This window comes from Paenibacillus chitinolyticus NBRC 15660, assembly GCF_000739915.1.
Classification (GTDB): domain Bacteria; phylum Bacillota; class Bacilli; order Paenibacillales; family NBRC-103111; genus Paenibacillus_F; species Paenibacillus_F chitinolyticus.
The window spans coordinates 152,904-173,675 of sequence record NZ_BBJT01000010.1; the positions used below are offsets into that span (position 1 = coordinate 152,904).

The 20,772-nt window shown below is 54.4% G+C and carries 18 protein-coding genes; 13 read left to right on the top strand and 5 right to left on the bottom strand.

Annotation, left to right across the window (positions count from 1 at the left end):
• The first annotated feature begins 10 nt into the window (after positions 1-10).
• Positions 11-1,438: an ArnT family glycosyltransferase gene (locus PCH01S_RS22135; protein ID WP_042233145.1), complete on the top strand. Its 1,428-nt coding sequence runs from the start codon at positions 11-13 to the stop codon at positions 1,436-1,438.
• A 90-nt stretch (positions 1,439-1,528) separates the two neighbouring features.
• On the opposite strand, the gene PCH01S_RS22140 is transcribed toward PCH01S_RS22135, so the two are convergent.
• Positions 1,529-1,963, bottom strand: a complete 435-nt coding sequence (locus PCH01S_RS22140) for a universal stress protein (RefSeq protein WP_009672820.1) — start codon at positions 1,961-1,963, stop codon at positions 1,529-1,531.
• A 190-nt stretch (positions 1,964-2,153) separates the two neighbouring features.
• On the opposite strand from PCH01S_RS22140, the gene PCH01S_RS22145 reads away from it, so the two are divergent.
• The 4 genes from PCH01S_RS22145 to PCH01S_RS22160 all read left to right on the top strand — a co-directional run bounded on the left by PCH01S_RS22145 (position 2,154) and on the right by PCH01S_RS22160 (position 5,405).
• Positions 2,154-3,557 carry an LCP family protein gene (locus tag PCH01S_RS22145; protein WP_042233149.1) on the top strand — a complete coding sequence of 468 codons (1,404 nt, stop codon included), beginning with the start codon at positions 2,154-2,156 and terminating at the stop codon, positions 3,555-3,557.
• Positions 3,558-3,711: 154 nt separating this feature from the next.
• Positions 3,712-4,146, top strand: a complete 435-nt coding sequence (locus PCH01S_RS22150; RefSeq protein WP_042233152.1) for a hypothetical protein — start codon at positions 3,712-3,714, stop codon at positions 4,144-4,146.
• Between the two features lie 31 nt (positions 4,147-4,177).
• Positions 4,178-4,684 (top strand): type 1 glutamine amidotransferase domain-containing protein, encoded by a 507-nt coding sequence (locus PCH01S_RS22155; RefSeq protein WP_042233155.1) that lies wholly within the window; start codon positions 4,178-4,180, stop codon positions 4,682-4,684.
• A 106-nt stretch (positions 4,685-4,790) separates the two neighbouring features.
• The gene (locus PCH01S_RS22160) at positions 4,791-5,405 is read left to right on the top strand and encodes a rhomboid family intramembrane serine protease (protein ID WP_042233157.1); all 615 of its coding nucleotides are present in this window, start codon (positions 4,791-4,793) and stop codon (positions 5,403-5,405) included.
• A gap of 149 nt (positions 5,406-5,554) precedes the next feature.
• Here the strand turns inward: PCH01S_RS22160 and PCH01S_RS22165 are convergent, their stop codons facing one another.
• Positions 5,555-6,118, bottom strand: a complete 564-nt coding sequence (locus PCH01S_RS22165) for an NAD(P)/FAD-dependent oxidoreductase (RefSeq protein WP_042233159.1) — start codon at positions 6,116-6,118, stop codon at positions 5,555-5,557.
• Between the two features lie 259 nt (positions 6,119-6,377).
• On the opposite strand from PCH01S_RS22165, the gene PCH01S_RS22170 reads away from it, so the two are divergent.
• The 4 genes from PCH01S_RS22170 (at position 6,378) to PCH01S_RS22185 (ending at position 12,866) form a co-directional block, all read left to right on the top strand.
• Positions 6,378-7,469 (top strand): M24 family metallopeptidase, encoded by a 1,092-nt coding sequence (locus PCH01S_RS22170; RefSeq protein ID WP_042233161.1) that lies wholly within the window; start codon positions 6,378-6,380, stop codon positions 7,467-7,469.
• A 136-nt stretch (positions 7,470-7,605) separates the two neighbouring features.
• On the top strand, positions 7,606-8,388 hold the full coding sequence (locus tag PCH01S_RS22175) for a TspO/MBR family protein (protein WP_241688713.1): 783 nt from the start codon (positions 7,606-7,608) through the stop codon (positions 8,386-8,388).
• 267 nt (positions 8,389-8,655) lie between these two features.
• Entirely contained in the window at positions 8,656-11,664 is a 3,009-nt protein-coding gene (locus tag PCH01S_RS22180; protein ID WP_042233166.1) for a glycoside hydrolase family 10 protein, read from the top strand.
• 149 nt (positions 11,665-11,813) lie between these two features.
• A complete protein-coding gene (locus PCH01S_RS22185) occupies positions 11,814-12,866 on the top strand; it encodes a metallophosphoesterase family protein (RefSeq protein WP_042233169.1) in 1,053 nt (350 codons plus the stop codon).
• A 128-nt stretch (positions 12,867-12,994) separates the two neighbouring features.
• Here the strand turns inward: PCH01S_RS22185 and PCH01S_RS22190 are convergent, their stop codons facing one another.
• Positions 12,995-14,566: an FAD-dependent oxidoreductase gene (locus PCH01S_RS22190; protein ID WP_042233171.1), complete on the bottom strand. Its 1,572-nt coding sequence runs from the start codon at positions 14,564-14,566 to the stop codon at positions 12,995-12,997.
• Between the two features lie 609 nt (positions 14,567-15,175).
• Between PCH01S_RS22190 and PCH01S_RS22195 the strand changes: the two genes are divergently transcribed.
• The 4 genes from PCH01S_RS22195 to PCH01S_RS22210 all read left to right on the top strand — a co-directional run bounded on the left by PCH01S_RS22195 (position 15,176) and on the right by PCH01S_RS22210 (position 18,615).
• The gene (locus PCH01S_RS22195; protein ID WP_042233173.1) at positions 15,176-16,036 is read left to right on the top strand and encodes a MurR/RpiR family transcriptional regulator; all 861 of its coding nucleotides are present in this window, start codon (positions 15,176-15,178) and stop codon (positions 16,034-16,036) included.
• 272 nt (positions 16,037-16,308) lie between these two features.
• Complete coding sequence (locus tag PCH01S_RS22200; protein ID WP_042233175.1) at positions 16,309-16,815, top strand: hypothetical protein; 507 nt, start codon at positions 16,309-16,311, stop codon at positions 16,813-16,815.
• Between the two features lie 268 nt (positions 16,816-17,083).
• A complete protein-coding gene (locus PCH01S_RS22205; protein WP_042233177.1) occupies positions 17,084-17,677 on the top strand; it encodes an RNA polymerase sigma factor in 594 nt (197 codons plus the stop codon).
• Positions 17,674-18,615 (top strand): anti-sigma factor domain-containing protein, encoded by a 942-nt coding sequence (locus tag PCH01S_RS22210; RefSeq protein ID WP_042233179.1) that lies wholly within the window; start codon positions 17,674-17,676, stop codon positions 18,613-18,615. Before PCH01S_RS22205 ends, PCH01S_RS22210 begins: the two co-directional genes overlap by 4 nt.
• 325 nt (positions 18,616-18,940) lie before the next feature.
• On the opposite strand, the gene PCH01S_RS22215 is transcribed toward PCH01S_RS22210, so the two are convergent.
• A complete protein-coding gene (locus tag PCH01S_RS22215) occupies positions 18,941-19,912 on the bottom strand; it encodes an electron transfer flavoprotein subunit alpha/FixB family protein (RefSeq protein WP_042233181.1) in 972 nt (323 codons plus the stop codon).
• A gap of 75 nt (positions 19,913-19,987) precedes the next feature.
• A complete protein-coding gene (locus PCH01S_RS22220) occupies positions 19,988-20,749 on the bottom strand; it encodes an electron transfer flavoprotein subunit beta/FixA family protein (RefSeq protein WP_042233183.1) in 762 nt (253 codons plus the stop codon).
• Positions 20,750-20,772: the final 23 nt, after the last annotated feature.

Here is a 20,772-nt window from a genome sequence, read left to right on the forward strand (position 1 = left end):
GGAGAAGCGCATGGAACACAAGACGCGCATTCCTGCGTGGCTCATAACCGCCCTCTTGTTTATTGCGATTGCTGCGCTGAGAATTCCATACATAACTAATTCACCGTATGAAATCGATTCATGGAGACAGTCGGATACGGAATCAATCGCCCGTCATTTTGTGGAAACTAAATTTAATCTTTTCTATCCGCAGTTCAATTATCAGGGGCCGCTTCCCAATTATGTGGAGCTGGAATTTCAGATTACCCCGTTTCTGATTGCGATTTTGTACAAACTGTTCGGGTATCACTACTGGCTGGCCAGGCTCGTGCCTCTGGCATTTTTTATGGGCTCGGCGTGGTTTCTCTACCTGATCGCCCGCACGTTCTATACGAAGCGGACAGCCTGGATCGCGGTTTTGCTGTACGGGATCTTACCGGTTGCGGTGACTTATTCCCGGGCCATTATGCCGGAAGCGGCGTCGCTGTTTTTTTACCTCGGCGCGTTCTATGCGTTCACGGTGTGGATCCGCAAGGGCGGCACGGCTTTTGTGCTTACCGCGGCGCTGTTTACGGCGCTGGCGATTTCGCTCAAGGTGCCGACGATATTCGTAGGCATTCCCATGCTTTTCATGGCGGCGGCGAAGTTTAAGTGGAAAATGCTCGTGAACTGGCGTTTGTGGCTGTTCGCGGCTCTGGCCCTCGGCCTTCCCGCGTTGTATTACGCCTGGGCCTCGTCCATAGCGGAATTCCAATTCGTATCGGGAATAGCGACGAAGCACATTTTCCCGAAAATGGCGACGGCGCTGTTTACTCCCGAGACCTGGGATTTTTTCCTGCGGGAGCTGCCGAAGGCTTTTTCTTGGCCGCTTCTGGCCCTGGCGGCCGCCGGTCTGCTTGCCGGCTTCCGGCAGAAGGATATCCCCATCCGCGTGTGGGGATGGGCGATGCTTCTGGAGCTGGCCACGATCGTGGCGGTGATCAAATTCGATTATTATTTGATCTTCTTTGCTCCGGTTGCGGCCTTGCTCGCCGCGAAAACGATCGGCCGGCTGACGGAGTTCCGGTTCGGCCGGATTTCCGCCGCAGTCGTCGTTGCGGGCATCGGATGGGCCTGCGCCCTTATGATGAATCCTGATTACGGGAAGGAGAAAACGGTCATTCTGGAGCAGGCCCGGGCGGTCGAACGGCTTACAAAGCCGGGCGATCTCATTGTCGTCGGCACCGACGATCCCTCGCTGCTGAACGCCAGTCACCGGGTAGGCTGGAGGGTGCTTAACTCCATCCCGGACGATCCGATCAAAGAGCTCGAATATTTCCGGGCGGGGGGAGCGGCCTATTTTGTTCCTCTCAAAGGGCAAATTGACGGAGATAAGGCCGGGGAACTGCGCCGTTATCTTAACGCGAAGTTCGAGAAAATTCCCGTAGAGGGCGGATATGACATTTACCGGCTGAACTGAAAAAGAAAGCAGGGCCTGCATGCAGGCCCTGCTTTCTTTTTTTGGTTTGCCGCTTAACGCAGCCGTTTATGTACTGCCGGGTGCCGGCGACTACTTGATCACGAGCACCGGAATTTGCGCATGCTGGACGACATAGTGGCTGACGCTTCCGAGCACCCACTCGCGCACTCCGCTAAGGCCGCGGCTGCCGATTACGATCAGATCCCGTCCGGTGCGCTCGGCGTGTTCGAGAATGGCCCTGCCCGGGTTGCCGTTCAGCAGATAAACCTCGGCCGGCTGGGAAAGTGAAACTAAACGCTGCTTAGCATCGTCTTTAATTTGTTCGGCCAATTCGTAATATTCTCCGGACATGCCGGCAGGGGTGGAAATGAGGGCTTCGCCAACGACAAGGTTAGGCATGTTCGCCACATGAACGACTTCCAGCTTGGCGGACGGGTTGCTTTTGGCAAGTCCGACGGCTTTTTCCAACGCTTTCTTTGATACTTCAGAACCATCATACGCGACTAAAATATTCAAGAATTGCATGATCGTCACCTCTTTGGCATAATGAATTAGGGAAGCTGTCGAATTTTTAACTTATTTGTAACTCTTTACTCCGGATTTCTCACTATAATTATACCGTCTACCGAACTATAATGATATCGTCCGCATCATACTCCTGTCTATACAATTCCATGGAACTGTATACCATACTCAAGAATTGAGGTTTTTAATTATGTCCGACCCTATTAATCCGAATTCAACCCCCGTTTCCGGTACTGATTCACGTAAATCCAAACTTAAGAAGAAAGCCAAATGGCCCTTATGGAAAAAAATAGCCGTAACCGGCGGCATTATCGTTTTGCTCCTTGTCATCGGCATCGGCACGTACGCCAGCTTTCTCATCAGTAAAGCCAATAACATCATCGACACGGTAGGAACGAAGGAAGTCGTCGCTCCGAAGGATTCCGCCAAAGTCAAACCGATCAGCATCTTGCTGATGGGCGTGGATTCGCGGAAAGAAACCGGCTCGTTGAACAGTGATGTGATGATGGCCATTTCGATGAATCCCGAGACGAAGTCCGCAACGATCGTTTCTCTGCCGCGCGACCTTGAAATGAAGCTTAAGAAGAACGGCGATTCTCATAAGGCTAACTATTTTTACCCGCATTTCACGTTAACTGAACCGGAAACCGCGATGAAAAAGACGAAGGATTTTTTCGGCAACTTTTTTGAGGTTCCTTTCGACTACATGGTGACCATCGATTTTGAAGGGTTTAAGCAGGTGGTCGATCAGCTCGGCGGCGTAACGGTCGATGTCGACCAGGATATGTATTATGTCGACAACTGGGACGGCACCAGAATCGATCTCAAGAAAGGCGTTCAGAAGCTGGACGGTAAAAAGACGCTCGACTTCGTGCGCTACCGCAAATCGAATCCGGGCTCGAAGTTCGAAACCCAGGAATCGAGCGATCCGGCGCGTAACGCGAGACAGCAGCAGGTCTTGAATGAAATTCTTAAAAACTTGAAAAGCCTGGGCGGGGTCACGAAAGCTTCCGGTATTTTGGAAGCGGTCGGTAACAACCTGAAAACGGATATCCCTGCCAGTCAGATTCACGATATGATTTCCCAATATATCACAATCGATACGCAAAATATTGAACTCATTCATATGGACGGAGATTGGATCAGCCCTTACATCGTCGTGAAGGATGAGGAGATCAGAGAGGCCAAAAATGCACTGAAGCTCCGTCTGGATCCGAATTGGGTGCCGAGCAGCAGCCCGAATTCCACCGATTCGTCTAAAGGTACCGACAGCAGAGGAAACAATACCAATTCGGATGGCAAAATAACGCCGACTCGCACGCCGAAGCCGACGGACGCCCCGACTCATACGCCGAAGTCGACGATCAAGCCGACACCGACGCCGACACCGAAAACGTCTGTACGGCCGAACCCGACTCCGGAAGACGATGATGTTGTACCGGGCTTGACACCGGACCCGACCCGCAAACCGGGGGGAAGCGTCACTCCGCCGCCGAGCGGGAAACCGACGACCCCTCCGAAAAATACGGAGCTCCCTAAACCGACACCGACGCCGACTCCGCAAAACCAGGAAGCGGCGCAAAAAACAGGATAACTTCCTAAATCCCCGCACTTCTCGTTACGAGAGGTGCGGGGATTTCTTTTTGCGGCGCTGGAGATCCTGAACTTTTTCCCCAGAGCTTGAGTTAGAAAAGAAAGTTGCGGGTAATATCAACAGGAGAGAAACTAACAAGGATGAGGTGTTCGTGATGAGCAAACATATTCAAGCCTATTTCCGCACGGAAAACGATGCGGAGGATGTTCGCATCCGGCTCCAAACTTATTCCGTCGAGCAGCTTGAAGTCGGAGAGACTCAGGGACGCGTATCACGGACCGGTTTGATTGCGCCTCCGGCCTTTGCGGGCGGGACGTCCGGAGCCGTCGGTGTGCCAGGTGCGACGATCGGCACCTCTCCGAGTCCGGGTGGCTTCATACCGGTCCGGGCGGCGGAGGATCGCCACGATCCCGACCGAACCATTCGTGGCGAAGACGATGGGCCGCTGAGCGATTTCATCTTAGGCGAAGGCGACGATGACTCCGAAAATCTGCGCTATGTGCTGTCGGCCAAGGTGCCGGATTCCGACTATACGGAAATCGTGGAGATCATCCGCAGCAACAAGGGATACGTTGAATCGATAGATTAAAACCGGATAAACGAAAAGGAGTGGAACAACCATGAGTAAAATCGCATTTTTGCTGGCACCCCAATTCGAGGATTCTGAAATGCAGGAACCTTATGAAGCTTTGAAGACCGACGGACACGAAGTCGTCATTATCGGATTGAAGCAGGGAGAGCTGCTTACCGGAAAAAACAAGAAAGCCGAATACACGGCCGATCAGGGCATCAAAGAAGCCAAAGCGGACGAATATGATGCCGTCGTTATTCCGGGAGGCTCTTCGCCGGAAGGATTGCGTCTGGATGCGGACATTCAAAGTTTCGTGAAAAAGATCCACGAGGCCGGAAAGCCTGTGGCCGCTATTTGCCACGGACCGCAGATTCTGATCAGCGCCGGTCTGATCAAGGGCCGGAAGCTCACCTCCTATCCGCCGCTTCAGGACGACGTGCGCAACGCCGGAGGGGAATTCGCGGATCAGGAAGTCGTGATCGACGGCAACCTGATTACGTCGCGGACTCCGAAGGATGAGCCTGCGTTTATCGCCGCCATCAAAAAGGCGATCTAAAGGGATTTCTTTCATCGGGCAAGAACGTCTGCGGCGCATGCTTGCAGGCGTTCTTGTTTTTCCTATATGATGGGGGTATCTCATCCGAAGGAGAAGGTATCTATTTATGCTGTTCGTCCGTCAAGAAAGCTTCAAGGAATACATACGCCGGTATCCGGTGACGAGTCTTCTTGTCCTAATCCATGTGGTGCTGTTTGTGCTGATGGAGGTAAACGGCTCGTCCACAAGCACGAGAACGCTTATCGAGTATGGAGCCTTATTTTCCGCTCCGGGTTTTGCGCCCGAGTGGTGGCGCTTCTTCACCGCCATGTTCTTACATATCGGCTTGTCCCATCTGCTGTTTAACAGCTTCGCCCTGGTGATTTTCGCACCGCCGCTGGAACGTCTGCTGGGCAGCGTCCGGTACGCGGTCTTCTACTTAGCCAGCGGGGCGCTGGGCAGCGCGTTCTCCTACTGGCTGCATACGGACTCTTATGTCGCGGCGGGGGCCTCCGGAGCCATTTACGGGATTTATGCGGCCTATCTCTACCTGGCCTTGTTCCGCAGGCAGCTTCTGGATCAGCAATCGAGACAGACGGTCATCATCATTTTGGTGAGCGGTCTGCTGTTTTCCGTGATCGTGCCGAATGTGGATCTATACACGCATCTGGGCGGTTTTCTGGCCGGTTTTATCTTGTTTGCCTTGTTCGTGGAATTTATCAAACGAAGCGGCAGAAGATAGAGCGGGCCTGATTCGAAGGCAGTGCCGGTTAACTGAAAAAAGGAAGCGGGAGTTCCGACGCCCCGCTTCCGCTGAAACCGAAAGAAGACTCCTGAGGGTTCCGTAGAACCGGGCAGGAGTCTTTTCTGTTTACTTTTAAAGGATAAAAATTAAGATTTCAGCACATCGTGGTCCACATAACGCTCGCCGTTCAGTTCACTGACGATATTGATGGCCGCCTTGGCGCCGTCGCCCGCCGTTACAATCGTATGTACGCTCATACCGGCAATCGTGCCCGCCGCCCAGATGCCTTCCACGCTTGTTTTGTTGTTCGCGTCCGTCTGAACGATCGTTTTGATCCGCGGCTCTGTGCCCGGAACCGTCGTAACTCCGATTTTGTCGGCAAGATCGGCCAGGACTCCTGTCGCGAGCAGGACGTGTCTGGCTTCGTAGCTGCCCTGATCCGAAGTGACGAGAAAGCCGTCGTTCTGCTTGTCGACCGATTCCACTTTGCCTTCCGCAATTTCCGCGCCGAACTTGGCCGCTTGTTTCTTGCCCAGCTCGACCATGTCGGGACCGCTGATTTCGGCGACTCCGTAATGGTTCTCGATCCAGGCGCGTTTCGTCATGCTCTGTCCGCTGTCGATAAGAAGCGTCTTTTTGCCCGCTCTGGCGGCAATCAGTCCGGCGCTTGCACCCGCAGGGCCCGCTCCGATAATAACAAGATCGTACATGCTCTTCTCTCCTTCGTATGACAAAATAAAAACTCTAGTCCAGTATAGCGGATGGACAGAAGGAAGAAAAGCAGGCGCTTACATCGTCGATCGGACCGAGTTTCCAAGACGAATACCAGCCTGTAGAGGAAGTATAAAGCCCCAGGGTAGAACCCGAGGCGGGCCCGGAATGTGGGTTTTTGTCTCCTTACATGTTATGATAGGAAGAGGATTCATCCACAGTAAACAGCGAAAAACCTTGAAAAGAAAAGGTGATCAAATGAACAATCGGCTCAAACAAATCAGCGATTATATCGAACAAAACAACCTAGATGCCGTTATCATTACGGTTCCGCGGCACGTGTATTATTTGACGGGGTTCGCCTCCGACCCGCACGAGCGCTTCTTGGGGCTCATCCTTCCGAGAGGAGAAGAGCCGTTTCTGCTCGTGCCGGCTCTGGATGCGGAAGCGGCCGCCCAGGCGTCCACGGTACAGCGGATTCATACACACAGCGACACGGACTCGGCTTATGAAGTGCTTCGCGGACTGCTGCCGGCTTCGCTCGGAAGCATCGGCATCGAAACCGAGCATTGGACCGTCAGCCGCTTTGAAGAACTGAAGAGCTGCATTGGCGTAAGCCGGTTTTCTTCGGTAGATGAGCTGCTGCGGGATATGCGGGTCATCAAATCCGAGGACGAAATCGGCCTGATGAAGGATGCCGTGACACTTGTGGAGGAAGTGCTGAGACGCGGCCTGCAGAAGGTGGCTGTCGGTGTGACGGAAATCGAGCTGGTCGCGGAACTGGAGTTCCAGATGAAAAAACTCGGGGCCCAGTCTCCCTCTTTTTCAACGATTGTCCTGACCGGTCCCGCTTCGGCGCTGCCGCACGGCGTTCCCGGAACGCGTAAAATCAGCCGCGGGGATCTGCTTTTATTCGATCTCGGCGTTTATTTGAACGGCTATGCGTCCGATATTACGCGTACCTTCGCGGTGGGAGAAGTGTCGGAGGAACAGCGCCGCATTTACAATGCGGTCCTGGCCGGCAACGAAGCGGCCATTCAAGCCGTCCGGCCGGATGTTACCTGTGCGTCCGTAGACGCGGCCGCAAGAAACCGGATCGAAGCGGGCGGCTACGGCACCTATTTTAACCACCGGCTCGGTCACGGACTCGGAATCGACGTCCACGAGTATCCGTCTGTCCACGGAAGAAACGAGGCGCTTCTGAAGGCCGGCATGACGTTCACCATCGAGCCCGGTGTTTATGTGCCGGGCGTGGGCGGAGTCCGTATCGAAGACGACGTTCTGGTTACGGCCGGAGGAGTCGAAGTGCTGACTTCCTTCCCTAAACAATTGACGGTTCTCGGCGACTGATCTGCTTTGCTTTGGTAAAAGCCTGCCCTGTGTATTCCTGACGGAATATCGGGGCAGGCTTTTTTTTGCATTCGATTAATTCTAAGCCCATAAGGTTAAACATACATAATGACCAAAACGAGAGGATGTGACAGCCATGCATGCACTGCGTAAAATGATGAATATCGTCGGCCTCCTCTTGGTTCTGATCGTGAATACGCTGGCTCAAGTGCTACCTATTAACGGGGTGACCACCGGAGAAATATCGGACCGGCATCATACATATGTTACTCCGGCCGGGTATGTTTTCACGATATGGAGCGTCATTTATTTGGGGCTGATCGGGTTCGTCATTTACCAGGCCCGCAAGGATACGGGGAACCGCCCGGCAGTGGAACGGATCAGCTACTGGTTCGTCGTCAGTTGTCTGCTGAATTCGGCCTGGATCTTTCTGTGGCATTATGAAAAAATCGGCTGGAGCACGCTAGTCATGGCCGCCCTTCTGCTGACGCTTATCGCCATCTATCAGAGAATCCGCTACGGCCGGGAATCGCGGGCGATCGGGGAATACAGCTTCGTGCAAGTGCCCTTCAGCCTGTATCTGGGCTGGATCTGCGTGGCTTCCATCGTAAACGTTACGGTATGGCTGCAGGACTTGGGCTGGAACGGATGGGGGATCGATCCCCGGATGTGGGCCGTCATTCTGCTGACGGCGGCAGGCGTGCTGGCTGTCGCTTTCAGCTACGGGAAGAAAGACGTGCCTTTCGCGCTGGTTTTCGTCTGGGCCTTCATCGGCATCGGCATCGAACAGCAGGCAGACACATGGGTACGCAATGCGGCTTGGTTACTGGCCGCCATCGTCGGAGCGGCAACCTTATGGCTCCTGGCCAAAGTGATCCGGGACCGCAAAAGATGGGATCAGTCCTATATCAGCCGGTAATGAAAACCTATTCGGGAAGCTTCTCTTGAAAAAGAGAGCTTCTTTTTTTGCAATCTGTCGAAAGAAGAAGAAAAAGGAGGTAATATCCAAAATAATGTAACATATAAGAAAAATATTCCAAAACCTCCAAAATGGTGCTACAATACGTGTAATCGGATTGGCAAACAGGGGAGAAAATAACAGGAGGTGATTAGCGGCTCAGCTTAACCTGCTCGGATGTTCTCCGTTTTTGTATGTCTGGAGCTAGTTTACACCTGAAGGAGGAAGATGACGGTGAAAAGATCTCTTCGCTCAAGCGGGCTGCTCCGCAGAACGCTGTTTGCTGTCCTGCTTTTGTCCGTTGCGGCTGCGGGCTGCCTTCCGCTGTACGGGATAGCCGGCGCCGCTCCAGGCTCGGCTGCGACCGAGGGCTATCCGCAGCATTCGGGACCTTACGGAGGCATCGCGGTTCCGCCCGACAGCCCGAAATCCGGGCCTGCCGATCAGGACCCTTTCCGTTCGGCGAACAAGCCCGGAACCCCTCTGCTTCCGCACACGTCTCTTGGCGTGACGGTAAATGAATCCGTTTACGGTCCTCATATCAAACTTCCCGACGGAACTCTGCACCCGGTAGCCGGAATGGATCAGGAGCGCAAAGAAGACGCACTGACCGTGTATACAAGCACGTACGGAACGTATACGCCTCCTTTCGATGACCGGACGATCGAGCTTATTGTGACGGAAGGCATTATCGTGGACAAAATCTCAGACGGCAAGAAAGGAACCTATCTGCCCCCAAACGGATACGTTCTTTCGGGTACCGCCAGTACAAAGGCGCTTCTGCAGCAGTTGAATGTGGGAGACAGCCTTACCGCCGTGAACATAAAAATTCCCGTCCTGCCGACGAAATATGTGAAGGTCGGCGATTTGATTATCCCCGTGGACCGGGTTAACGGGCCGCGGAATCAGGGTGAAGCGGTGCTTTTCGACTCGGGGTACGGAGCTTCCACCCGGACGAATCCTTGGGGAATCGAAGTGATTTTCCAGAACGGCCGGGTCACGGGAGTGAAAGGAATTTTGATGGATTCGGGCGGAAAATTTATCGACAATGACTCGCCGATTCCCAAAGGAGGTTACGTCCTTTCCGTGCAGGCGGCAAGTCCTTATTATGCCGATCTGTTGGCTCTGGCGGCTCCGGGACTTGCCGTATCTATGGAGTTGAATGCGTATCCCATGTATTTTGCGTCCAAAATGGCTTATGACGCGTTTAATCCCCGGACGAGGGAAGACAATCCGGCAGGGTGGGACGATACGAACAACAAGCCGTATCCCGGGCACCGCGGAGCGGAGCAGCTGATCGTATACGACAGCAGCTATGGCGCCGCCACCGGCACGAATCCGTGGGGAGGGGAGGCTGCCGTGAACGCGGACGGCAAAATCATAAGCAGCGGAGGCAACAACCGGCCCATTCCTGAAGGGGGGTACGTCCTTTCCGGACACGGTTCCAAAATGGCTTGGCTCTCGCGCTATGCGGCCATTGGGGCGACCGTAAAGATCAACCGGACGGAGAAGCAGGTGCTGCTTATTTTTACCCCGGAGTCTTATCTGGATAAGGCGCGGTTAACCGCCGCCTCTGCGGAGCAGGCAATGGAAGAGTCCAAACGCCGGTTTATGGATGTTCCTTATGAGGAAATCTCCAAAGAAATTCAGCAGGTGAAGCAGCTGGAGATACAGGCGGGCAAGCATCTGGAGGAAAAAGGCGTTGAAGGGCTGACGGAAGTGCTGGCGGAGCTGGATGGAAAAGCAACGCGCGTTCACTACATGAATGTGGAATCTAGAACCGTTGAAAACCGGGGAATCTGGATCCGGCCCAAAGAGAAGTCTCTTGAGGAAGTTAAACGGGCCCTGGATAAGATTAAGGCGGCTCACCTTAACTCCGTTTATTTGGAAACGTTCTGGAACGGGTACACCATCTATCCGACCAAAAACAACATAACGGCTCATAATCCCATATACGGCGGGTTTGATGTGCTACAGGCTTATTTGGATGAAGGGAAAAAACGGGGCATCGAAATCCATGCCTGGGTCGAAAATTTCTTCGTGGGTGGGCCGGAACCCGGGCCGATCGTGGAGCGCAAGCCCGAATGGTCGCTGCTCAGCCGGAAAGGCCAAAATTATCAGGAAGATGCGACCAGCGGATTCCGTTATTATTTTATCAATCCCGCCTTGGATGAAACGCACGACTTCCTGATCGGCGTCTATAAGGAGCTGCTCTCTAAATATGACGTAGCCGGTCTGCACCTTGACTATGCGCGCTATCCCGGTTCGGGAGATTTTACGAACGATTTCGGATATGACGCCTACACCCGGAGTTTGTTTCAAAAGAAATACGGAACGGATCCGCTCCTGCTGCACCCGGGAGATGCGCTGTGGGCGCAGTGGGTGGATATGCGCGTCGGGTTCGTCGACAAATTCGTATTCCGTCTGGCCAAGGAAGTGAAAAAGTGGAAGCCCCAAGTGAAGCTGACCGCCGCGGTATGGCCCGAATATGAAATTGCACGCGGAGACGTGCTGCAGGATTCGATGAACTGGGTGAAGCATAACCTGATCGACAACGTGTTTCCGATGTCCTATAAACTGGACACTTCACTCGTTGTGGCGGATGCGCGCAAAACGTTCGAGATCGCAAAGGATAAATCGTATGTGACGATCGGTGTCGGCTCTTTTATCGATCTGACCAAGGACGTGTTCATCGATCAGATCATTTCGAGCCATGGGCTTGGAATCAGCGGCAGCGCCGTGTTCGAGTATGAATCGTTTTTCGATCAGGGCTATGACAAAAATACCGTTCTCGGCGTCTACCGGAATGAAGCGGTCGTTCCCGACAGCGATCCTGCCCGGTCGATTGCAGCCATACTTGCGGGACAGAAACGGAAAGTAAAGGAGCTGTATCTCCCTTTTAAAGGGATGGATGTCCGCAAAGCCGCCCGGTATACCGATGAGATCAATGAAATCGTGAAAAAGCTGGGCGGCGAGAAAAATCCCCGGCTGAATCCCGGCCGTCTGAAGCAGGTAAAGAAATCACTGGCGTCTCTGGTTAAGGATATTGGGTCCGATAGCCGTTTGAATGCCGAAGTCAGAGAACGGATGCTGTACGATTTGAAAGGAGCCCTCCGGATTGCCGAAATTACGGCAGCCAAATCGGGGAAGGGCGGGAAAAATGCCGATGAAGCTGATGATTTCAATGAAACCGGGGTGACCCATGCGGAAGATGAGGCCGGCGAGGCAAATGAGTAGGCAAGGACAGTAAGGCGGGGCATGTTGAGCCGATTACAGCGACAAACTGCCGGAAGAACCGGAAGGGTAAACAGACCGTATGTGGTTTCAGCAAAGGCTGCAGACATAAGCTTTTCAATCCTTTAGAGGAAGAGAAGAGGTGCAGATCCATGAAATTTACGTTTGCGGTATTGTCCGATATTCATGTGGTAGCATGGGATCCCGAGTCTCACCGTCGTTTGGAAGTCTGCCTGAAAGATTACGCATCCATGAAGCATCCGCCCGAGTTTATCGTTATAAACGGGGATTTAACCGAGGGATTCGCCGAGGATTATACGGTATTAAAACGTATCTTGTCCGAACATGTCCGCGTTCCCGTCTATGTGACGAACGGAAACCACGAATATTACTGCATGTGGTATAACGACGGGGGTTTTAGCGTGGATACGTTCCCGAACGGATGGTCGACGGCGGAAGCGATGGCAAGGTTTCTCGGCTTTCTGGGAAAGCCTCTGCCTTATTACGACCTGCGTCTGATGGGGCTGCGCTTCGTCTTTATGAGCGCCGAGCGCTACCGCGACACCGATCCGGCAATCCGGGAGGACGCCTGGATCAGCGACGAGCAGTTCGCCTGGCTGGAGCGGATTCTGCGGGAAGAATCCCATCCACGCCATGCCGCAGCGCAAAGCCGTGCCGAAACGGCCTCCGCGTCCGAGGCGGACCCGGCAGCCCTTGAAGCCGCCGGTCCCGTACGCGGCGAAGCGGGGAATGCGGCTTTCCCGGGGGAGGAAGAGGCCGGGCTGCAGCCGGCGGACTCCACGGGGGAAGAAGCATACCGCCCGCATGGCCGGCAGCGGCCGGTGTTCGTCTTCCTGCATCAGCCGCTTCCTCACACGGTGGCGGGAAGCTATGATCCCGCTGAGAAGGGGGTCGTGCAAGATGTGCGGCTTAGAGAGCTGCTGGGGCGGCACCCGAACGTGTGCTTCTTCTCGGGGCACACCCATTACACGCTGGTCAGTCCGGGGATTTATTTCGAGGACGGCTGCTCTCATATGGGGACCTCCTCTGTCCGCAGGCCCATCGGAGACGGCATCGACCCTGCCGCGCCCGTTGAAAGCGAAAGCGTCCTCGTGGAGGTGGCGCCCCATTCGGTAACGATCCGCGGACGCCGGCACAATACGGGAGAGTGGCTGTCTTTGGCACGATTTGTTAAGCGATACTGACTAACAGCGGAGCCGGACCCGAAATTCGGGAACCGGGCCGCCGCCGGGAAAACGGGGAAAGCCGCCTTTAGCAGAGCGTTCTGCATAAAGGCGGCTTTTCGGTTCAAGCCCGGGTATTTCGAGAGGGATTAAAGCGGGGTGATGGTAGGCCATGCGAGTTCTACGCCGTTCCAGGACAAAATATTTTGCAAACCTTCCAGTTTTGTCTTGTCCGCATGAACTTCACGAGGCTGATATCCGTTCTGTACGCAGTAGCCCGCAAGGAATCCCGCCGCTTCTCCGATATTCCATTCCACCGGGTGGAGACGATAGCAGCCGTTCGTAATATGGGTCGTGCCGAGGTTCTTACACGCCGGCAGGAGATTGTTGACCCGGACGGGAATGAGGCTGCCGAGCGGAATCTGGAACGGAAGGGAGGACACGTCCAGATAGTTCCGTCCTGTCATGCTCGGATGGAGATCGATCCGGTAAGCGCCGATCCCGACGGAATCCGGGAACACTTCCGCACCCTTGTCGCCGCGGATCGCCGTGCTGACGTGCTGTTCCTTGACGGTGAATTCCGCCTTGATCCGGCGGGATTCCCGGATATACGGCGCTTGAGCCATACCGTCCTCGGTACCGACGACGTCGGGACGCAGACGCAGGCCGGGATAACCGGCTTTGCCGTCCGGACGGGGCGCTTCGGTCTGGAGCCAGTAGAGCAGGGAATAGCTGAGCTGCTTGGCCTGCTCGAGATTTTTCTTCGCTTCCGCTTCGGGAACGTCATAAATATTGCCGAGCCAGTAGTCATTCTGTGGCCAGTTCACGAGGGAAATATCGCTCGGGAACGTACCGGGCATAAAATTCGCCTTATCGATTACCCGGCGGTAGTTGAACAGCGGATATTTGTCGGTGCCCGGAAACAGGGTATCTTCGGCAGGCTCAAGCGTCACCGGGTTCGGCGAAATCCAGCTGAGCTGCTTGTCCGGCCAGAAGTCGGCCTTATAGTTGCGCCAGAAATTGTAATCCTTCGGTTTGTCGATGACATGATTCTCGCCTTCGAAATAATCCATCGCAAAACAGACGGTAAACGCCTGGATATCCTTCGGATTTGCGACTTCCGGTGCGCTCGGCTCCCCCGTATCTTTGCGGGACTCGGCACCTGTTACATACTCGACCTTGGCGAGAGGAAGAACATCTCCACACTCCGTCGCGTCCAGGAAATACGGAGCGGTTAACGTGTGCTTGTGCCCCAGATCCAAGTGCTTTACTTTGACGGCCCTGATTTTATCCCCGTCCGTCTCGGCCGCTGTAATGCGGTGGCGCGTGAGAATAGTCAGCTTGCCGCTGTTTACGTACGGAGCCAGCATCTGCTCAAGAACCGCAAGCATGGCTCTCGGTTCCGCGCACAGGCGGCTTACTCCGCCGTTGCCCGGATTTAGATTGACGACGGCGCGCGCTTCGGCCGTTAACGGGAAATAATCGCGGTAGTAAGAGCGAACACCGTTGCGGAACTGCCGGAAGCTGCGGGTGCAGCCGAATTGCTCGATCCACTTATGCTCGTCCGGCGGTACCGCCTGGCTGGTCAATTGTCCGCCGATCCAATGGGTTTCTTCCGTCATAATCACTTTCAATCCCATTTTTGCGGAAGCCAGAGCGGCCGCACAGCCCCCGACACCTCCGCCGATAATCACGACATCTGCTTTCAGTTCACGGTTCATAGTCGAATCCCTCCACAGTCTATATATTTTCCTGATATTGGAATCTACTCTATTTTAGCAAACATACGTTCTTATTTTAATACGACCAAAGTCTCATTTTGGAGCCGGGCTTGTGCGAATAAAAAAGAAGGGCCCCCTTTTTTCCGGTGCCTATTTGCGTTTTTCCGAAATTTATTTCAAAAAATTTTCAGCGGTTTTAAAAAAAATAAAAAGACCTTCTAGTTTCTATGCGGGGACAAGAATGGCTATACCTGCATGTTTTTCCGTTTATTAACTGGAGTAAAAATCAGTATTATAACAAGAAATGTATAGGTCTTTATGCCTATATTAATATTAAAATATATTGTTGGAACTGATAAATAATAGTAAATATAAGTTAAAAAGAAGAAGTGCTCTTCATCCAAAAATCGACGTTTCTCAGCATAAAAACTCCTTTGTGTGACAGAAAACTACAGAAAACGACCGTCCGAGCGTACAGGCAAACTTTGAAAAATATGGAGATGCACTAGGCAAATCGCCTAGTTTCAAGTACTATTCATGTAGAGACTAGAAAAGAAAACCGTGAACTGATTGTCTGACCGCGCAGAATGACGAAAAGGAGTCCCATCTATGAGCAAAATCGCCGATTTGAACAATTCGCTGCTGCTCCTCAACAGTATTTATTCCTCACTGACCAAATCCGAGCAGAAAGTGGCCGACACCGTATTAAAGGATCCTGAAGCTACCGTTTTCTATACGATTACGGACTTGGCGGAGAAAGCGGAAGTAGGTGAAACCTCCGTCATCCGTTTGTGCCGCAAGCTGGGCTACAAGGGATATCAGGAATTTAAACTATCGCTCGTCCAGGTGCTGGCTACGCCAAGCGAGCAGGTGCACGGCAAGATTGAGGAAAGCGACGATCTCGACCAGATCATGAAGAAAATGACCTCCCAAAACTCGCAGGCGGTGCAGAACTCGACATCTTTGCTCAACGTCCAGGAGCTGCAGCAAGCGATCGACGCTATTCTGGCGGCACGAAAAATTTTGTTTTTCGGAGTAGGGTCCTCGGGGATTACCGCCCAGGATGCCAAATACCGGTTCATGAGACTCGGATTTAATGTGGACGCCGGTTCCGACGGCCATATTATCGCCATGAACGCGTCTTTGGTGGAGAAAGGCGATGTCGTCGTCGGTATTTCTTCGTCGGGCAGCACCAAAGATCTTGTCGACGCTGTACGCCTGGCCAAGCAGAAAGGCGCTTACATCATCTGCCTGACCAACCACGCACGGTCGCCGATTGCGAATCAGAGCAATGTCGTTCTGCTCGCTACCGCGAAGGAAACGCCTCTGCAGGGCGGAGCCTTCTCCTCGAAGCTGGCGCAGATCCATCTGCTGGATATTCTATCCACGGCCGTTGCTATGCAAATGAAGGATCAGACGTACCGGGCTTTGGAGCACACGGCGAAATCTGTTCTGGATAAACTGTACTAATCGCTACTCCTGCGCGCAGCCGGGGCCTACGGGTCCCGGCTTTTTGCTGCTCCCGGAAGGGTTGAACCGCCGGTCGTCATCCGGGATCGGATCTGTCGGGCGGAAAATAAAGGCGGCAAGCTTACTTCTTCAGTTTATAGCAGGATGGAAGGGGTGGCAAATGTTGTCAGATGAAGATAAGGTAAACCGCCCTTTGTCCTTATCAGACATGTTTCCTGCAAGAAACCCGTATAGTGTTAGCGAAGCCCTAATTCTTAGGCGGGGAGGAAACGGTGTTGCCGTCTGAAAAGCGGAAAGTGGCGGAGAAAAGGTGGAACCGCATGTTTTCTTCACCCCGGTTAGAACAGTTTATGAAAAGCAGGGCGTACCGGACGGCGGTCCCGGTCATTCTGCTGATCGGATTGGCCGAACATGCGTATTGGATCTATCATCTGGGCAAAAACGAGCCGGCGGGTTTTGTTTCCAGGCAGGAGTGGGCTTCGGTTCTTCTTCTGACGGTGATTCTTTTTAGCGGCTGTTTACGTTATATGGGCTATAAACGAGCGGAAGGATTCGCGGAAAGTCTGAAAACGCTCTTGTGCATGCTCTTGTTCGTTCTCTACGCTTTTTACTGCGGAGCGGGTTGTTCTTCGGCAGCAGAAGCCGGTGGAGGACTGGGAGGCGGTCAGTCGTATTTGCTGGAAGCCCGTACAGCTGCATTTGCCGCAGCGGCGGGCACGGCGCTTTATGCGATCTGGAAGTGGCTGGGGGCAAAACTTACGCGTGAGCGCCGTGAATAACGCAAACCCGGTACGACTGGAGCCCGTTGAATTTAAGTGTGAGCAGACTTGATCGTAATAAACGGACCCGTGAGGTCCGTTTTGTTTTTAGTAAGATAGGGGAATGCCGTTTAAAAAACCTCGTAGTATGGTTAATTTTGCTGGTGATACAAACAGAGGGGGTCAACGGCATTTTTACAAAAAAATTTATCGGGGCAAAAGGAATCCAACTCCACACTTTTTACGAAATGAAAGATAAGGGCGATCTTTGGTGGAAAGGAGCTCCAACATGAATGAGTGGCCGGAAGATTCTCAGCTAGTGCGCCGTATCGCTCTTAAGCAGCCCCAGGCGCTGGAGCAATTGTACGACCGTTACGAACGTCCGATGTATTCGTTTGCCTATCGCATTGTGAAAGATTCGATGATGGCGGAAGAGGTTGTTCAGGAGCTTTTCCTGCGCATCTGGAATCATGCCGAACGGTACGAAGACTCCCAGGACGAAGACTCCCAGGGCAAACTGTCAACATGGATGTTCGCGATAGCCCGCAACATTGCCATTGATACGCTTCGCAGGAAGCAGACGCGCACGTCCGGGCAGCTTGCCGAGCCGGATAAGCTGCTGCTGGTGGCGGACCGGAGCAGAGGGACCGAAGAGGAAGTGGAACTCCGTTTTATGGGAGAAGAACTTGCTTCGGCGATGGAAGATCTGAATGAGGATCAGAAGAAAGTGATCGATCTTATTTATTTTAAAGGGTATACTCATCAGGAAGTATCTCAGAAACAGGAGATCCCGCTTGGAACGGTAAAAAGCCGGGTAAGGCTGGCCATGAAGCAGCTTAAGGAGAAGCTCGCGGGCCGAGGAAAGGAGGGAGCGCACATATGAGCAGACAAGAATCTCCTAACATGTGCGAATGGTTGGAACTCTATATGCTCGGGGGGCTGTCTCAGTCCGAAAGAGAACAGATGGAAGAGCATCTGAGTCACTGCGAAGCATGCAAGAAAGAAAGAGAAGAACTGCAGGCTGTAACGGATCTGCTTCCCTATACGGCGGAGCCGGTAGCGGTTCCGGACGGAATGAAACAGCGCGTTCTTGGCCGTATTCTGGGAAGTGAAGCGGATCATTCCGGACAACCCCCTTTGACAGGCGCCGGTGCTCTTCAGGAACAGATACAGGCGCAAAAAGATTATCGCGTAACGGACGCGTCCTCAGCAGCCGAATTACAAAAGCATGCCGGAACGGCGCAGCCCGAACCGGTGCCGGCCGGGGAGCATGAGACGGTGTCCGCGAGAAGACCCGCGGGCAAAAGAAGCCGAACTTTTATCAGACGGGCGGCCGGCTTGGGAATCGCCGCCGCTGCAGTTATCCTCGGATGGGTAAACATGCAGCTGAGGGAGGATGTCCGATCGCTGAAAGGACTTAATGCCTCACTTCAGCAGAGCGTATCTTCGCTTCAGGGACAGCTTACGCTGGCCGGACAGCCTTCACAGGCATCGAAGGCGAACAAAGTGGTGAAGCTGAACCCTGCCGTTGAAGGCATCGTGGCGCAAGGCCTCGCTACAATCGTGATCGACGCCAAGGGCACCCACCTGGTCGTACAGGCCGAGAATCTTCCGGCCCTGCGGGATTCGCAGGCGTTCCAGGTCTGGCTCATCAAAGGCGAGCAGAAGGTAAATGCGGGAACCTTCCTGCCGCAGGGAGGCTCGGGCGCTCTCTACTACACCTTCGAGCCGCAGGATTACGACACGGTCGCCATCACGCTGGAGCCGGATGCGGGGGGAACACAGCCCCGGGGTTCGCTTGTGCTGGCCGCGAAAATCTGAGGGCGGATGCAGGCTTAAACAGCCCGCGAGACAGGAAGCGTCAAACCCGAAAGCGGGTAAGCGCGAAAAAGCCCAAGTATAACGCCGATACACCGGTCATCATGCGAAGCGTTTAAGCCGCAGTGGCGTGAGAGAGCTAAACCACGGACGGGGGCCAGAAGCGAGCCCCGAGAGAAATCGGCCTGGCTGCGTATAACCGCGCAGCGAGGCCGGAACCCCGGCGGCACGCACCCGTCCGCCTGTCAAAAAGCCCCGAGCACGGCCGGATTACCGGCATGTTCGGGGCTTTTTGGGCGCTTATGCGAACGGGCGGAGCAATCGCCGGTCACAGCGCTTTGCGGAATTCTTCCGTCAGCAGCGGCACGACATCGAACAGGTCTCCGACGATCCCGTAGTCGGCGACTTTGAAGATCGGCGCCTCCGGGTCCTTGTTGATCGCGATGATGACCCGCGATCCGCTCATCCCGGCCAGATGCTGGATGGCGCCGCTGATGCCGCATGCGATGTAAATCTCTGGCGTGACCACCTTGCCGGTCTGCCCGATCTGCATCGCATAGTCGCAGTACCCGGCGTCGCAGGCTCCGCGCGACGCACCGACCGCTCCGCCGAGCACGCCGGCAAGCTCCTCGAGCGGCTTGAAGCCGTCGGCGCTCTTGACGCCGCGCCCGCCGGAAATGACGACCTTGGCTTCGGCAAGGTCGATTTGGCCCGAGGTCTTCTGGACGACCTCGCGGATGACGGTACGAAGGGACGGAGCTTCGTACGCCACGTTCTCGACCGCTGCCGAGGCGCCTTCCGCGGCAGCGGGAGCGGCAATGTTGTTGGGCCGGACGGTGACGACCCACGGGAATGAGGTAAACGCTTTCTTTTCAAGCGCTTTACCCGCGTAGATCGGGCGCGTAAACACGGCTTTGCCGCCGTCCGATTCAACGGCCGTCACATCGGAAATCTGTCCGGCCCCGAGCAGGGAAGCGATTTGCGGGGCGAGGTCCTTGCCGATGGCGGTGTGGCCCAGCAAGACCGCGTCGGGCTCCGCTTGCCGGATAATGTCGTGAAGCGCTTTGCCGTAAGCTTCCGGGTTGTAGTCCTTGAGGTCGGCATGATCGGTCACGTAAACTTTCTGGGCGCCATATGCGGCCAGTTCACCGGCCAGGCCGGACACGCCGGAGCCGATCAGGGCGGCGAGAACGGAATCCCCTTCGGCGGCAATCGCCTTCGCCGCTCCGATCGTTTCGAATGAGACCTGGCGCAGAGCGCCGCCTTTAGCTTCAGCTACAATCAGGTATGTGTTGGACATGATTCAGTCGCCTCCTAAATGGACTCATAAAGGGAATAAGTGCGCAAAATGACCGCGGAAAAATCAAAGGACCGATCAGATAGCCTTCGCTTCCGTACGCAAGAGCTGCACAAGCTCCGCAGCCGTCTGCGCGGGTTCGCCTTTGAGTGTTTTTCCGGCCTTGCGCGGAGGCGGCAGGAACAGATCCACGCGTTCGGTGCGGGATTCCACCGTATCGAGACCGATATTGGCCAGTGTGATTTCCCGGAACGGTTTCTTCTTGGCCTTCATGATTCCCTGCAGGGAAGGATAGCGGGGCTCGTTTAATCCCTGCTGGGCCGTGAAGAGCGCCGGAAGCGTCACTTCCGCCACTTCCAGGTCTCCTTCGGCGTCGCGGTGCGCGGTCGCCTTCCCGCCGGCAATCTCAAGTTTCGTAATCGAGCTGACGTGGGGAATACCGAGCAGCGTAGCCAGACGGATGGCCACCTGGCCGGCGCCGTTGTCGACGGAGAAGTTTCCGCCGAGAAGGAGGTCGTACGTTTCCCGGGACAGGAAAGCGTGAAGCGCCTGGGCTACGGCATGCTCATCGCCGCCTATGCGCTCGTCGTTGATCAGGACGGCTTCGTCGGCTCCCATCGCGAGCGCGCTCCGCAGAGCCTCGGCGGAACGCCCCGGACCGGCGGAAACGACGACGACTTTGCCTCCCTGCTCGTCGCGGAGCTGGATAGCCTGCTCGACTGCGTATTCGTCATAGGGATTGATGACAAACTTGACGCCATCCTCCGAAATTTGACCGTTCTCAAGCACGATTTTTTCCTCGGTATCAAACGTTTGTTTCAGCAGCACGATAATGTCCATCGCTGTTGTCCCCTTCCTCTTTT